This window comes from Actinocrispum sp. NPDC049592 (assembly GCF_040675465.1).
GTDB lineage: Bacteria > Actinomycetota > Actinomycetes > Mycobacteriales > Pseudonocardiaceae > Kibdelosporangium.
On record NZ_JBFAPA010000010.1, the window covers coordinates 244,265 to 259,608 of the forward strand.

General features: G+C 67.7%; 13 protein-coding genes. 8 read left to right on the top strand and 5 right to left on the bottom strand.

Translation table 11 applies throughout. The annotated features are described in order from the left end of the window. The first annotated feature begins 47 nt into the window (after nucleotides 1-47). Both AB0J95_RS25820 and AB0J95_RS25825 read left to right on the top strand, forming a co-directional pair. The gene (locus AB0J95_RS25820) at nucleotides 48-1,697 is read left to right on the top strand and encodes an ABC transporter ATP-binding protein (protein WP_364762873.1); all 1,650 of its coding nucleotides are present in this window, start codon (nucleotides 48-50) and stop codon (nucleotides 1,695-1,697) included. A 225-nt stretch (nucleotides 1,698-1,922) separates the two neighbouring features. After that, a complete protein-coding gene (locus tag AB0J95_RS25825; protein ID WP_364762713.1) occupies nucleotides 1,923-2,738 on the top strand; it encodes a class I SAM-dependent methyltransferase in 816 nt (271 codons plus the stop codon). Nucleotides 2,739-3,153: 415 nt separating this feature from the next. Here AB0J95_RS25825 and AB0J95_RS25830 read toward each other — a convergent pair whose 3' ends face one another. Together AB0J95_RS25830 and AB0J95_RS25835 are read right to left on the bottom strand one after the other, a co-directional pair. Beyond that, on the bottom strand, nucleotides 3,154-3,309 hold the full coding sequence (locus tag AB0J95_RS25830; RefSeq protein WP_364762876.1) for a DUF6653 family protein: 156 nt from the start codon (nucleotides 3,307-3,309) through the stop codon (nucleotides 3,154-3,156). Between the two features lie 842 nt (nucleotides 3,310-4,151). Then, nucleotides 4,152-4,841, bottom strand: a complete 690-nt coding sequence (locus AB0J95_RS25835; RefSeq protein ID WP_364762715.1) for a class I SAM-dependent methyltransferase — start codon at nucleotides 4,839-4,841, stop codon at nucleotides 4,152-4,154. A 46-nt stretch (nucleotides 4,842-4,887) separates the two neighbouring features. Here AB0J95_RS25835 and AB0J95_RS25840 point away from each other — a divergent pair, with 46 nt between their 5' ends. Next, a complete protein-coding gene (locus AB0J95_RS25840) occupies nucleotides 4,888-5,301 on the top strand; it encodes a MarR family transcriptional regulator (protein WP_364762717.1) in 414 nt (137 codons plus the stop codon). Between the two features lie 230 nt (nucleotides 5,302-5,531). Here AB0J95_RS25840 and AB0J95_RS25845 read toward each other — a convergent pair whose 3' ends face one another. Beyond that, entirely contained in the window at nucleotides 5,532-5,678 is a 147-nt protein-coding gene (locus AB0J95_RS25845; RefSeq protein ID WP_364762719.1) for a hypothetical protein, read from the bottom strand. Nucleotides 5,679-6,120: 442 nt separating this feature from the next. Then, nucleotides 6,121-6,927, bottom strand: a complete 807-nt coding sequence (locus tag AB0J95_RS25850) for a three-helix bundle dimerization domain-containing protein (RefSeq protein ID WP_364762721.1) — start codon at nucleotides 6,925-6,927, stop codon at nucleotides 6,121-6,123. Nucleotides 6,928-7,399: 472 nt separating this feature from the next. Here AB0J95_RS25850 and AB0J95_RS25855 point away from each other — a divergent pair, with 472 nt between their 5' ends. From AB0J95_RS25855 to AB0J95_RS25865, 3 genes are all read left to right on the top strand, one after another. Then, nucleotides 7,400-8,905: an MFS transporter gene (locus tag AB0J95_RS25855; protein ID WP_364762723.1), complete on the top strand. Its 1,506-nt coding sequence runs from the start codon at nucleotides 7,400-7,402 to the stop codon at nucleotides 8,903-8,905. 225 nt (nucleotides 8,906-9,130) lie between these two features. Continuing rightward, a complete protein-coding gene (locus AB0J95_RS25860; RefSeq protein WP_364762726.1) occupies nucleotides 9,131-9,283 on the top strand; it encodes a hypothetical protein in 153 nt (50 codons plus the stop codon). 96 nt (nucleotides 9,284-9,379) lie between these two features. Further along, entirely contained in the window at nucleotides 9,380-12,457 is a 3,078-nt protein-coding gene (locus AB0J95_RS25865) for a hypothetical protein (RefSeq protein ID WP_364762729.1), read from the top strand. A 278-nt stretch (nucleotides 12,458-12,735) separates the two neighbouring features. On the opposite strand, the gene AB0J95_RS25870 is transcribed toward AB0J95_RS25865, so the two are convergent. Next, nucleotides 12,736-12,966 carry a hypothetical protein gene (locus AB0J95_RS25870; protein WP_364762731.1) on the bottom strand — a complete coding sequence of 77 codons (231 nt, stop codon included), beginning with the start codon at nucleotides 12,964-12,966 and terminating at the stop codon, nucleotides 12,736-12,738. A 322-nt stretch (nucleotides 12,967-13,288) separates the two neighbouring features. On the opposite strand from AB0J95_RS25870, the gene AB0J95_RS25875 reads away from it, so the two are divergent. Both AB0J95_RS25875 and AB0J95_RS25880 read left to right on the top strand, forming a co-directional pair. Continuing rightward, nucleotides 13,289-14,071: a polysaccharide deacetylase family protein gene (locus AB0J95_RS25875; protein ID WP_364762734.1), complete on the top strand. Its 783-nt coding sequence runs from the start codon at nucleotides 13,289-13,291 to the stop codon at nucleotides 14,069-14,071. A 1-nt stretch (nucleotide 14,072) separates the two neighbouring features. Next, complete coding sequence (locus AB0J95_RS25880; protein WP_364762737.1) at nucleotides 14,073-15,290, top strand: beta-propeller fold lactonase family protein; 1,218 nt, start codon at nucleotides 14,073-14,075, stop codon at nucleotides 15,288-15,290. Nucleotides 15,291-15,344: the final 54 nt, after the last annotated feature.

The window sequence follows — 15,344 nt, forward strand, 5'->3', positions numbered from 1 at the left end:
TGGCCAAGGCTTGCCGTGCCCACCGCGGCGCCGTCCTTGTCGCTCTGATGTGGACAGTGCTGGGCGCCGCCGCGACCGTCATCGCGCCGCTCCTGCTTGGGCGCCTGGTGGACGCGGTTCGCGTCAGTGGGCCGTACCCGACAGGCTTGATCGCGGGCACCGGCGGGACAGTCCTAATAGGAGCGTTCTGCACGGCATTGGCCTTGCGGGCGACCGAACACCTTGGCTGGCACGTCGTGGCTGACCTCCGCGAGCAGGTCGTGGACCGGACTCTCACACTGCGACCGGTGGTGCTGGAAGGCGCCGGGCGGGGCGAGGTGATGTCCCGGGTCACCGAGGATCTGGAGGATTTCATCACCGCGGTGCCGCTGGTAGTGGACGTCCTACGCGCGGGTGTCGTCATCGTCCTGTCGGCCGCGGGTTTCCTGGCGTTGGACTGGCGACTGGCCCTCGCCTTCCTGGTGGTATTCCCGATCTACGGCTTTAGCCTCCGGGTTTATCTGCCACGGTCGGCCCGGCTCTACGCCGAGGAACGGCGCCTGGCAGCCGAACGAGGAAGGGTGGTGCTCGAATCGCTGTACGGACGGTCCACTGTGCATGCCTACGACATGACAGATCTGCAAACCCGGCGACTGGCCCAGGCATCGCAAGACAATGTAACCGCAGGGCTACGGGCCGCGCGTACCTACCTCTGGTTCAGCAAGTCCATGAACGCCGCCGAGGCGGTCGGCCTGTCGGCGGTGCTGCTCACCGGGTACTGGCTGGTGCGGACCGACGCGGTCACCGTCGGCGCCGTGACCGCCGCCGCACTGCTGTTCCACCGTCTGTTCGCCCCGCTGGGCACGTTGCTGCTTTCATTCGACGACGTGCAACGCGCGCAAGCATCCTTGGCGCGAACGGTTGGCGTGCTTCTGGTGCCGCCACCGACCATCGGCATTCAACGCCGCCCCGCAGGATCGGTGACGATCACCGTCCACAATGTCCGGCATGCGTACCGCGACGGCCCGGAAGTGCTGAAGGGCATCGGTTTCATGGTTCCCGCGGGTACGTCGTTGGCCCTGGTCGGCGGCAGCGGAGCCGGAAAGACGACCCTGGCGAACATCGTGGCCGGTAGTTTTCCGGCGGTCAGCGGTCACGTCACCCTGGCCGATCCGCACGGTGCGGTGAACGTCGAGGACCTGGATCCCCAGGTGCTCCGTGACTGGGTCGGCGTTATCTCCCAGGAAACGCACGTCTTCACCGGATCACTGCGCGACGACCTCACCTACGCGGCACCCGGCAGCGACGACGAGCAGATCCTCACGGCACTGAAGGCCGTCAAAGCCGACCGGTGGGCGCAAACCCTGCCACACGGCTTGGACACCCAAGTTGGCCCTGGAGAACAACCCCTAACCGCCGCGCAGATCCAACAGCTGGCCCTGGCCCGCCTCATGTTGCGCGACCCCGCGGTGGTAGTGCTGGACGAAGCGACGGCGGAGGCGGGCAGCGTGGGGGCACGCGATCTCGAGGAAGCCGCAGCCGCCCTGATCGCCGGCCGCACGGCCATCGTGGTGGCACACCGGTTGACCCAGGCCCGCGCCTGCGACCGCATCGCAGTGCTGGACGACGGCCACATCGCCGAATCCGGCACCCACAACGAACTGCTCGCCCAAGGCGGCCGCTATGCCACGCTGTGGAAGGCTTGGCCACTGTCCTGATCGGACTCGAAAACGCGGGGTGAGGCGAACGGGGCGGGCAGGATGTGACCTCGGTGCCCAGCGAGATCGTGCCGTCGCGTGGCGAAGTTCCCATCGGGTTGGGTGTTGTTGTGAGCCATCGTCACACGCGAGATCCGGCCCGCTCGTCCCCGCGCAGAGGGGCCGAAAGTCCCTCCCCATTTCACAAGGTTCACGAAATCGTGAAATGAGTGTAGTGTCGCCGATGTGACTGATCCCGGACTTGTTGGTGTGCAGAAGACGCTCAGCCCGGTGCTCAGGGCCAAGGCGCTGGACAACCGCCTGCCGGACCCGATCCTCGGCGACAGGTACGCCGAGCAGGCGATGCGCCGCCTCGACCCCGGCTACGACACCCGCCGGTTCGGCACCAGCCAACTCGGCCTCGCCGCCGTCGTGCGCGCCAAAGCCCACGACGACTGGGCCAGGGAATTCCTGGCCGGGCACCCGGACGCGGTGGTGCTGCACCTGGGCTGCGGCCTCGACGCCCGGGTCTACCGGATCGACCCGCCCGCCACCGTCGACTGGTACGACCTGGACTACCCGGCCATCATCGAACTGCGCCAACAGTTCCTGCCGCCGCGCGAGCACTACACCCTGATCGGCTCCAGCGTCACCGACCTGGCCTGGCTGGACCGCATCCCCCGCGACCGGCCGGTGCTGATGATCGCCGAAGGACTGGTCCCCTACCTCACCGAGACCGACGTCCGCAAGCTGCTCACCAGCATCGTCGACGCCTTCCCCACCGGCCGGATCCAGCTCGACACGGTGTCGGTGTGGGCGTGGCGCACCTCGAAATGGGACCCCACACTGCGCAAGTACGGCACCCGGTTCCACTGCGGTTTCGACGATCCAGCCGCGCTGGCCGGGTGGCACCCGCGGCTCGAGTACGTCGACGAGGCGCCGATGAACGACTCTCCGGTGCTGATGGCCAAGGCGCCCGCGAACGTACGGCGCGTATATCGCCTGCTGAACCTGCTGCCGGGGATGAAACGGTCCACCCGCATCGTGCGGTTCCGGTTCTGACGCCTACTGGCACTGGAGGTGACCTCCTGACGGTCCCTACCGGGCAGGCAGCGTGGTGCAGCAGGGCGCGACTGGCCGACCCCAGCAGCAGCCCGGCCACTCCCCCGGCCACCCGAGCCTCGCGGGCCTGCTCGATCAGGCTGTGCGCGGGTGACCACAAGGCTCACCTCGATCGTCGGGTACTTCTCCTGCCAGGCGAGCCGAGAGTCTTGTCGGTGCAGATGACCGTTGTGCCGCCCAGGGTTTCGACCGCAGGCAAATCAGATGAGAGCGCGTCCACCGCGCCGGACTATAGCGAACTCCGGTGAAGTCGTCGAACGCGCAGCCATCCGAAGACAATGTCCCAGGGCCTGCACCCGTGGCGGCAGCAAGGCTCCATTGGGATCGGATACGGGTGACTCCACATTGGACTCAACTACTGCTGGACGGGGTTGACCATCATGAACACCAGGGACAGCACGATCGGCACCAGTGACCTCCAGCCGATCCAGTCCCGGCTCCAGATGGACACCGCCAGCAGCGGCAGGACGGCGAACCGGGTCCAGACACTGATGGGGTTGGCGTGCCGCAGCTCGACACCGACAAGGGAAGTCCTATGTAGAGGCTGCCACCAGCCGCAACCTCACCCCAACTCGGCACCCCGGAGTCTGGCCGCACTCGCCACGAGGTGGTACCCAATCACCCCCTCCACGCACCAGCCAGTCGCCGCAAGTACGTCTGTTTGGGCGATGGTTCACCGGCCACATCCCACCCACAATGAGTACCCAGTTGGTCCAGACCACCCCTAAGGATGGATATGCGTACTGCCCGTGTAGCCGGTCTGGCCATAGCCACCGTGTTGACGACTGTCGGAGTAACCGCGCCCGCCCACGCGTCCTCCTGGAGTTTTCACTCGACCTATGCGCACCACGAGCAGTGCCTGATCCCGGGCGCAGCCGGCGTCCCGAACCACTCGTGGTTGGATTACCGGTGCGTCACCGTAATACCGGACGTCACCGGACCTGGCAAATTCGATCTGTACGTGCTGCTTCCCTAACCGGCAAAGCAGATCGCCTGATCCGTTGCGGGCAACAGATCAAGCGATCTGTCCGGACCGGCCCAAGACATCCGGCTGTGAGCGAGCCGAGTGACGGTGGTGGTCAGTGCGTGTAGCGCACCGAGCAGTGTTTCACAGCCACGGGCGTAGCACTCGAAGCCCTTCGGCCGATCCAGCTGAGCCGATCACCAGTCAGGGGACCAACTTGTCCACTCAGGACTCTCAATGACCTGCATCGCACCTCCTTCGGGACTCTCAATAGGCCGCGTTGCGGAAGGCGAGCACCGGTGCTCGACGAGTTCCTCATGACGTCCACAATGGACAAGGTATGGACTCTTCCCCAACCGATCCGCTAACCGCCGGAGGATGTAGCGGCCTCACGCCAGATGCGCCGACAGCAGCCAAGCAGGTGCCGACTTGCGACCGTTGCCCTCGTCGCGAACGTCGCTGCCGGCGAAGTCCCGGAAGCCGGGGAAGTTCGCCGGGACGTTGGCGTGGATGCGGGCCGGCTGGATCTCGTCGATGGTCCAGTACGCGCCCACAACCTCCCGCAGCTCCTCGGCGCTGACCGGGTTGACGTTGCCCCCGGGCACGGTCGCACTGTCGAACACCAGCACGAAATACGAGGCGCCGGGTGCCGCGGCGCGCACGATCGACTCCTGGTAACCCCGGCGCAGTTCAACCGGCATTGAGTGAAACAGGGTGCTGTCCACAATGGTGCCAAAACGGCCGTCATAGCCAGTGAAACAGCTGATATCGGCGACAGCGAAGGTCGCGTTGCTGCTCAGGCCGCGGCGGGCGGCTTGCGTGCGCGCGAGTTCGATCGCGGTAGGCGACAGGTCCAGGCCGACGGTCGTGAACCCCTGTTCGGCGAGGTAGAGCGATGTCGCGCCCTCGCCACAGCCGGCGTCCAGGATCTCGCCGTGGAACCTGCCCGCGTCGATGAGCGCGGCAATCGCAGGCTGCGGTTCGCCCAGGCTCCACGGCGGCCGGTTGCCCTGCCCCATCTCGGGAGCCTGGCCACGATAAGCGGACTCGAACAACGCGTCGCTGGAGGAACTCGTCATACACCCAGATATATCAACCAGGTTTATATGTGTCAACATGGTTGATATGGAAGGTCCTCGGGATGAGCCACTCGGCTACCTCTTGCATCGCGTCACCGCGGCCCTGCGTGCCGAGGTGACCACCACCGTGCTGGAACCATTGGAACTGGCGGTTCCCGAGTACTTCTGCATGCGCATGCTCTGGCAGTCACCGAAATCCAACGCCCAACTGGCCCGCGAGGCCAATGTGTCGCCACAGGCGATGAACAAGGTGATCCGCGAACTGCAGGACCGCGGCCTGGTGACGCGGCCCGCCACGGTGTCATCCGGCAGGTCGCTGCCCGCCACGTTGACCCGAGAAGGTGTGGCCCTGCTCAAGAGCCTCGACCCCCAAGTGGCTGAGGCCGAGGACCGGGTCCTCGCCAAACTCAGCGAACAAGATCGGCGCGAGTTCCGGCGCCTGCTCCTCGCAGTCGGCTAGAACATGCCCCGGCGATGATCCCTCCGGACAACGGGCGCCAGATCACCCGGGGTTCCTTCTGCGCGACCGCGCCTTGATCGAAGGCGACGGTCTGTCCACCTGCGACCAGTCCCAGCATCCCCTAAGCCCCGGTCGGCGAGCGGCGATCGACGCGGCAGCACGAGTCCCTGTGGCAGCGACAGCACCGGCCCCAGATCAGGCCGTTGGCATCTGGGGCGTGTAGTCGTTCGTCACCGTTTCAGGTATTCCACCGGCTCGCCGTCCGGGGTCCAGAAGACCCAGAGCCGCTCACACACGGAACACCGCCAGACCTCAGCGGCCCGCGCGAACAGAATGGCCGGGTCGATGTCCACATCGAACTCAACGTTGCGGAGCATCTTCGCCAAGCTTCACCCGCCTACGAACTTGATGTCGACCATGGGGGTACCGGGCGGATCATAGTTCTTGATGAACGAGTTCACCTTCGCCAGCGCGTCTCCGAACTCGACTTGTGTGCGACCGCTCCGGCTCAGGTCGATCACCACGCCCCCGCCTCGCACCTGCGTCCACTTGCTCGCAGTGCGGTTCAGGATGTTCTAAAAAAACGGCGTGCACCAGGGCGTCGAAGGGAAGAACTCACTTGCCGGAGGTCTGGTCAGTCGCATGGCGCCGATCCGACCGCAGCGCTGAGCTGGTGGTTCGAACAGGACAGGCGTGATCCCCGCACGAGGATCTGAACGCGCTCGCCGCCATCGACCAACCGGCCGATATGGACATGACCGAGATCGTCGTCCGGCCGAGCGCCCAGCGCTGAAGCCGTTTTTCTGCCGACGTGATCAGCTACCAGGGGGTGACGCCCCTGGAGTGTCCTTCGCGGCGAAGGCGCTCTTGGGTGCGGCGGACTGCCGCTGCGCGCTCGGTTCCGTTCACCGCGAGCGCTCGCACTACGGGATCGTCAGCGGAGCGTCGCTGGCGCAGTTCGGCCATCCGCTCGTCGAAGGTCATTCGCCGCCCGTCGGGGCCGGTGGTCATGTCGCAGTACCACAACGCGTCCCGGACTGGGCCTCGCTCGTCCTCGAACACCGACAGCTCGTCCGCCAGACCGACCAGCTCGGCCACCGCCGCCGCGCCCGCGTGGTGGGCGACCAGCGCGCACACCCGGAACGGGACACCACACGCCACCAGGAACCGGGCCCCGTCCAGCTGATGCAGTCCCGTGCCAGCCAAGGTGGACGCATACCCGATGTCGTGCAACCAGGCGGACGCCACCAGCACCTCCGCCTCTCGCGGCGGGAACGCCGACGCGATCTGCTCAGCCCGCCGCGCCACACCGCGCACATGCGCCCACCGGCGCGGCAGCTCGCCGGCCAGCAGTCGTCTGGCTGTCAGCCATGACCACGTTCGCAGCGACACCTCGTCCAACGGCACGGCACTCGCGTCCGCCAGGCGGCCGATCCGGCCCCGGACCGCGCGCTCGACCAGGACGGGGACAAATGCCTGCACGCGGGCGTGCTCGAAACGCGACCACGCCTCCTGCACGCATTCGTCCAGCACGCTCCCCGGCACTTCGGGCCGCTCCCGTACCAGGCGATTCCTGACCTGACGGATGAGCGGACCCGGTTCACACAAAGTGTCCATTGTCGGCATCGTGTCACCTCCGGACTCGCCGGCGGACCTCAGCTTGCCTCACCGTCGAGTACCCGAACAGCCAGCGTCGCCAAACGGTCCCCGGACAACTCGACGAAAGCACAGCAACTCGCCGCCGTGTGCATCTCCAGCCGCGTGGCGATCTCACCCACGGGGGTCATGCCTGGTCTTACCCACGAGGGAGGTCGAGGCGCTCAACGCGGATCCGCCGCCGATCCCGCATCCGGGCCGATCGTGTGGGAAGGCGTGCTCGCGAACTTCGGGAATACGAAGGGATGGCGCACGCGAGCGCGGCGAAGTCGCGCGGGCGTCCTGATAGCTGGTGGAACGACACATTCCCACTGGTTGATCTCTCGCCGGAGTGCGGTCGGGGTGCTGGCAGCCGGAGCTGACGACGACCGGGTTTCGACAGGTGAGCCGGGGGCATCCGAGGGGCGTGCGTCCCTAGTGAGTGGTGGACCGGGAGGTTGTCATGGCGGCGACGCCCAATCCGGCTGTGGCTGGCACCCGCACTCTGATTCCCGCGCGGATCGACCGCCTGCCATGGTCCAGGTTCCACACCCGGATGGTGGTGGCGCTGGGGGTCGCGTGGATTCTCGATGGGCTCGAGATCACGGTGGCCAGCGCGGTCGCCGACACGCTGACCAAGCCCGAGACGCTGAACATGTCCTCGACGGCGGTCGGGTTGCTGGCGACGGTGTACCTCGCCGGTGAGGTGGTCGGGGCCCTGTTCTTCGGCAGCCTTTCCGACAAGCTGGGGCGCCGGAACCTGTTCATGCTGACGCTCGGCGTGTACTTGGTCGGCAGCGGACTGACCGCGCTGACCCTGGGCAACGGCGTCGGATGGGTCATTTTCCTGTACCTGACCCGGTTCATCGCCGGGATGGGTATCGGCGGGGAATACGCCGCGATCAACTCCGCGATCGACGAGCTGATCCCGGCGCGCTACCGCGGCCGGATCGACATCGCGGTCAACGGAACCTACTGGGCGGGCGCGGTGCTCGGCACGATCGGCACGTACGTGCTGCTCAACCGGATGGACCTGTCGCTCGGGTGGCGGCTGGGCTTCCTGATCGGCCCGGTGCTCGGCGTGGTGATCCTGCTGGTGCGGCGCCACCTGCCGGAAAGCCCGCGCTGGCAGATCATGCACGGCAGGCAGGAGGCCGCCGAGCAGTCGATCGCCGAGATCGAACGCGAGGTGCAGCTCGCCGGTCGCGACCTGCCCCCGGTAGACGAGGGCAAGGCGATCGAGGTGACACCGGCCGAACGGATCGGCTATGTCGCGCTGGCCCGCGTGCTGTTCCGGGAGTACCCGTCGCGGGCGGTGCTCGGCGCATCGCTGATGATCAGCCAGTCGTTCCTGTACAACGCCATCTTCTTCACCTACACCCTGGTGCTCGGCAAGTTCTACGGAGTGCCCTCAGCGGCCACGCCGATCTACTTGATCGCGTTCGCGGTCGGCAACCTGGTCGGCCCGTTCACCATCGGGCACCTGTTCGACACCATCGGCCGCAGAGCCATGCTCTCAGGCACCTACATCCTGTCCGGGGTCCTGCTGGCGATCACCGCCGTGCTGTTCGACACCGGGTCGCTCAACGCGGTCACCCAGACCATCGCGTGGTGCGTGATCTTCTTCTTCGCCTCCGCCGGGGCCAGCGCCGGGTACCTGACCGTGAGCGAGATCTTCCCGCTGGAGGTGCGCGCCAAGGCGATCGCCGTGTTCTTCGCCATCGCTCAGTGCTTCGGCGCGCTCGGCCCGGTGATCTACGGCGGACTGATCGGCGAGGGCGACCACCCCGTCCGGCTGTTCATCGGCTACCTCCTCGGCGCGGTCGTGATGATCGCCGGCGGCCTGGTCGCGCGGTTCCTCGCCGTGGACGCGGAAGGCAAGTCCCTGGAGGACGTGGCCATGCCCCTTTCGGCCACCCGCCGCGGCGGCACCCGCGCGGAAGGCGCTTCGTCCCCGTTCTCGACGTGAGCCGGCACCGGCGATCTCAGAGGAGAAGGACGTTCCCGCTGTCGAGCACCCGGACGACACGATCGTCCGCGTCACGCTGGGTGCGGCCACAACGTCAATCCCAACGCGACCGCTGTCGGCGGTATCTACGGCTACTCACACACCTGCGGCGGGTACGACGGCGGCCAGGCCGAGTACGTCCGGGTGCCCTTCGCCGACGTGGGACCCACCGTCATCCCGGACTGGATGGACGACGAGGACGCCGTCCTGCTCACCGACGCGCTCGCCACCTGGTGGCATGGCGTGCTCGGTTGTCAGAAAGGTGCTGCGGCGCCTTCGCCGCTGACGGGCGCGCACAGTCAACGGCGAGGTGAGGCGCACACCGCCGGAAAGTGTTGACCACGCTGGGATTGGCGCTGTTGAGCACAGGTGGTGGGGCCGCCGTACCCTGCTCACGATGACCACCGTGACACCCTCGCCGGAGCCGGGCCGCCCATGAGCATGATTCAGTGGGAGCGGCTGGACCCGGCCACGATCGAGTCGGCGGTCAAGGCACTGCTCGTGGAGTTGTATCCGGATGCTCGCCCGATCGACGGGCGTGGCGGTGATGGTGGCCGGGATGTGCGCTGGGACAGTCCGGCGGGCCTGGTCATCTTCGAGATCAAGTCGTTCGCCGGGGAACGCCTCAAACCGCAGCAGCGCCGGGAGATCGAGAAATCCCTGGCCCGCGCGGCCGGGCATCGGCCCAGTCGCTGGGTGCTGATCGTGCCGACTGATCATTCGCCGAGCGAGGAGGCGTGGTTCGACCGCCTGATCGCCGCCCATCCGGACATCGCGCTGGAGTGGCGGGGTGTGTCGTGGCTGAACAACCAGTTCGGCAAGCGCGAGTACCTGCGCCGGCTGGTCGAGGCCGAAAGCTATGAACTGCTGCGACTGGCCCAGCAGTTCGGCCACGAGGCTGTGGTGTCGACGAGCGTCGCCGCGGTCCCGGTCAGGGAGCTGACCGACCCGTTCGTCCTGGAGGTGCATCGGCCGGTCGTGCTGGACGGCCAGCAGCCGGATCTGCCGCTGCTGCCGGTGTATGTGCCGCGTGCGCACGACATCGAGCTGCGCAGAGCGGTCGAGGGCGCGGCGCGGGGGCACAGTGCGATGGTGGTGCTGGTGGGTGGATCGTCGACGGGGAAGACCCGGGCGTGCTGGGAGGCGATCCAGACGTTGCCGGATGACTGGCGGTTGTGGCATCCGTTCGACCCGACCCGCATCGAGGCGGCTCTGGCAGGGTTGCCCCGGGTCGGGCCGCGCACCGTGGTGTGGTTGAACGAGCTGCAGTTCTACTTGCACAGCCCCGGCAGCGATGCCGGCGAGCGGGTGGCCACCGCGTTGCGCACCCTGCTCACCGATCCAGCGCGGGGCCCGGTGCTGGTGCTGGGCACCCTGTGGCCGCAACACTGGGACACCTTCACGCGTGGCGGGCCGGCGGATGAGGCCGACCGGCACGCTCACGTCCGTGCCGTGCTGGCCGGGACGGACATCGCGGTACCCGGTTGCTTCACCGGTGCGGCGCTACCGGGGTTGCGGCGTGCGGCGGCAACGGATTCGCGCCTGGCCCGTGCCGCGGCCGAGGCTGACAGCGGGCAGATCACCCAGTACCTGGCCGGCGTCCCGGAACTGCTGTCCCGGTACCACAACGCTCCCGCACCGGCCCGGGCACTGATCTGCGCCGCGATCGACGCCTACCGCCTGGGTGCCGGCCCGGCTCTGTCGCCCGCGCTGCTGGCGGCCGCGGCACCCGGCTATCTCACCGACGTGGAATGGGACCAGACCGGTGAGGCCTGGCTGGACCAGGCCCTGGCCTACGTCACGGCGCCGTGCAAAGGCGTGCGCGGCCCCCTGACCCGCGTCCGTCGCGATCGCGAGCAGGTGCGGTACCAACTTTCGGACTACCTGGAACAAACCGGCCGCCGAGACCGCGCCGACGTCCTGCCGCCGGACACGTTCTGGGAAGCCGTCGCCGCGTGGGCCGACCCCAGCACCCTGGGTACCTTGGCGCTCGAGGCGCAGGCGCGGGGCCTGTGGCGGCACGCCGCGTTGTTGTACCAACGCGCCCCCACAGGGGCCGTACCCCTGATCGCGCTGCTGCACTCCATCGACCCGGCGGAGGCCGCCGCTGTCGCACGGCAGGCAGCGGGAAACGTCGATCTCACCGACACCCGCGCGGTCACCCACCTGCTCGATGCCCTGCGCCACGCCGATGCGAACGACGCCGTCGAAATGCTGCTCGCCCGCGATCCTGGTGCCCACGCCGACATCACCGACCCGGTCGCCGTCGCCGTGTTGCTGGAGGTGCTGCGGGACCTCGACGCCCAGGACGCGATCGAGGTGGTGCTCACGCGAGATCTCGGCGCCTGTGTGGATCTCACGTTCCCCGACGATGTTGTCCTGTTGGTGGAAGTTCTGCGGCGCGTCGGCGCCGATGCGGTCATGATCGCGCCGCTGGCTGATGTGTGCGCACCCGTCAGCCCAGCCTCCGATGACCCGTGGATGAGACCAGACGTGGATTGGGACTTGGCGATGTTACGGGGTCGAGCCGACCACGGGCTGATGTCCGCGTCGCACGCCCGCGATATCGAAGCCGGTGTCATACGGCCTATCACGGCAGACCTGCAGGCGCTGATGAGGGAGCTGCGGAAAGCCGGTGAGCGGGACGCCATCGCCGCATTGCGGCCACGTGACCGGTACGCGTCCTTCTCCCGTTCCGAACCCCATCACGACCCCGTTGAACCGCCCTGGGGGTGGACCACTACGGCAGACGAGGCGGTGCTGGGGCTGCTGGCTTCCAATTCCAAGGCCTACCCCGGCCTGTATCCACCCGACGTCGTCTTCGACCTGCTGGAGATGCTGGAAGCGGATGCCGGCGGGCAGGCGCTCACCGCACTGCGGGAGCTCGATCTTGCCGATCCTCTCGTCCCGGCGAACCTCCTGTACCTGATGGTCCTCGAGGCGGAACACCCGGAACGGGGTGCCGGCCGGCAGGCGGCGATGACCGTGTTGCTGGCCCGCGATCCCGGTGCGCACGCCGACCTGACCCATCTCCCCGCCGCCGGGTACCTGCTCGGAATGTTGCACTTCGCCGGTGCGCACGAGGCAGCCGACGCGCTACAGCACCGCATCGGGCAGGTCGACCTCACCAACCCGCTTCGCCTCGCCTTGCTCCTGCGGGCACTGCGAGACGGCTTCGCCGAGCATGTCGCCGCCACGTTCCTGGACCGCGTCGGCGAAGTGGAGCTCACCGACTCGCTCGGCGTCTGCTGGCTGATCCGGGCCTTGCGGGAAACCGGCACGCCAGACGCGATGACCCAACTGCTCGCCCGCGATCCCGCCGCCCAGGCCGACCCCGCCAACTTGCCCGCGGTCGCCTACCTCCTCGGCGCACTCCACGGTGCGGGTCAACAGCAAGCAGTGACCCGCCTGCTGGACCGCCTCGCTCACGCCGACCTGACCACCCCACGCCCTTCAGCTGCCTCCTGGAAGCAGTGCAATATCTCGGCACAGAGGACCAGATCACGCCGATGATCGTCCGGATCGCCAACGCGGGCATGTTCGACACGGCGGTTCGGTTGAGACCCGAGTGGGCAGAACGGTTCGTGTACGGACGTGAGCACGATGGCTGCCCATCACCGCCATGGACACTGAGTCCCCCATCACACCGCGAACCAACACATTCATCGCCGAAACCCGCGCGGCCGCCTGCCTAGGTGGGCTCGGGACGACGCGATACCGGACTGGGCCCATCGAGTGTTGACCGGGATAGGAGAAGCCGTGGCCACGCAAGGGCCACGGCTTCTCGTGGTTCACGCCGCGCAGGCCGGGCAGACCTTTTGCAGCTGGGTCAGGTAGTCGATCGCGTCCTGCACGGACACGACGGCCTTCGCCACGAGGAGGGCCGCGCCACCGCCTTTCCGGGCGCCGGCGTCGTCACTGGTGTTGGTGAACCAGTTGTACAGGTGGGTGAGGGCCGGTTTGTTGGCCAGGGCCAGTGCGGCGCTGATGGCCCGCTCGTTGGCCAGCATGAAGCGGAACACCTGGGTGAACTTGCTCGATGCCCTCGAGGATGCCGCCTGAATGCCGCACTGCGGGCACTGCGACGAACGCTGTCCGGGAACTCGTGAGCGTCCGCATCGTCGACGCAACGGTGGCCACGACTGCGGCAACAGTCCCAGTGACCGAGTCTGAACAGCGGACTCCGCGCGACAGGGGTGATTCCACTGGAGCTGCCCCACTGAATCGGCGCGGCCGCTTTCCCGATACGGTCCGGTGAACCGCGTGCGACACACCGCGCCTACGAAGGTTTGTTTTGCGACACAAGGGATATCTCATCCCTGTATGACCGGTTTGTGGAGGATGATGTCTGGCGCACGAGATCCCTTGGCCCGGCGACGGTTTCTCGGCCTGGGGCTGGGCGCAGTCGCACTCGCCGCGTGTTCCGGACCCGAGGTGGCGCGACAGCCCGTCGCGACGCCGCCGCCACCGCCGCTTCAGACACCGGCGGTCACCCAGCCGTCAACTCCTCCAGCCACACCGGCCGGCGGGCCGGCCAACGAGATTGTCCGGGGCAGCAGCGGACGTCCTGAGGTCGCGCTGACCTTTCACGGCGCGGGAGACATCGGCATCACCCGGCAGGTCCTGGCGGCGCTGGCCCAGCACGGTGCGCACGTGACCGTGCTCGCTGTCGGCACCTGGCTGGCGGCCACCCCGGACGCGGCCAGGATGATCCGCGACGGCGGCCACGAGCTGGGCAACCACACCTGGAGCCACCCGGACCTGGCGAAGTACCAACCGGAGCCGATGTACGTGGAGATCCAGCGCTGCCGCGACAAGATCGCCGAGCTGACCGGCTCGCCAGGGGCGTTCTTCCGGCAGTCACAAGGACAGCATGCGACCAAACAGGAGCTGGCCGAGGCGGGCCGGGCGGGCTACGCGCGGGTGCTGTCCTACGACATCGACTCGCTGGACTGGCGCGATCCCGGCCCGGCGGCCATCCGCCACGCCGTGACCGCCGCCACCGCGGGCAGCGTGGTCAGCATGCACCTCGGCCACCCGGGGACGGTCACAGCCCTTCCCGGCATCCTGACCGACCTCGCCGATCGTGGCCTCACCGCCGTCACCGCCACCACACTGATGAGTTGAGATGATCAAGACCCGGTTGTTGCCGCTTTTCTTGTCCGTTGCCTTGCTGTCCGCCGGGTGTTCCTCGGGACCGGACCACGACGCCATGCCAGGGATGTCCGGGATGTCAGGGATGTCGGAGCCCGGTCAGCCGATGACCAATGTGCCCAGCGAGCCGAACCCACCGGCTCCGGCGATCGGCGACCCGCTGCCCGGCATGCCTCCGGTGCCCGACGCGAAGAACGTCGACGCCGCGGCCGGCGCCGGGATGCTGGCCCCGGCCGTGGCCGGCGACAAGCCGCTGGTTTACGTGCCGCACAACAAACCTGCCGATGTGTGGGTGATCGACCCGGCGACCTTCCAGGTGGTCGGCAAGTACAAGGTCGGCGGCGAGCTGCAGCACGTCGTGCCGTCGTGGGACATGCGCACGCTTTACGCCACCGACGACCGCACCGACCAGGTGATGCCGTTCGACCCCCGCACCGGCCTGCCCGGCAAGGCGTTCCCGGTCGTCGACCCGTACAACATGTACTTCACACCGGACGGCAAGTACGCCATCTCGGTCGCGGAGAGAATGCGCAAGCTCGTCTGGTACGACCCGCACACCTGGCAGGTGCACGACGAGACGCCGACCCCGGAGTGCGCGGGAATCGACCACGCCGACTTCTCCCCCGACGGCCGCACCGCGGTGTTCACCTGTGAGTTCGGCGGCCGCGTCACGGTCATCGACGTGGCCTCGCACAAGGTCCTCCGCATGATCGACATGCCACACCGCAACACCCACATGGGTCCGCAGGACATCAAGCTCGCGCCGGACGGCTCGGTCTACTACATCGCCGACTCGGACGCCAACGGTCTCTGGGTCCTCGACGGCGCCGCGACCCGGGTGCTGCGCTTCATCCCCACCGGCAAGGGCGCCCACGGTCTCTACCTGTCCCGCGACGCCAAACAGCTCTACGTCACCAACCGCCACGAAGGCAGCGTCACGGTGCTGGACTCCTACACCGGCGCACCCATCGCGGTGTGGCGGATCCCCGGCGGCACACCAGATATGGGCAACGTCACCGCGGACGGATCACAACTGTGGTTGTCCGGCCGCTACAGCGACGCCGTGTACGTTTTGTCCACAAAGGATGGATCGCTGCTCAGGACCATCCCGGTCGGCCACGGCCCGCACGGCCTGTGCGTCTGGCCGCAACCAGGGCGCTATTCCCTGGGCCACACCGGAATCACCCGTTAGGCAGTGCGCTTGCCGGACATGTCACCCGCGCAGGCGCACGACTGACCGGACCCG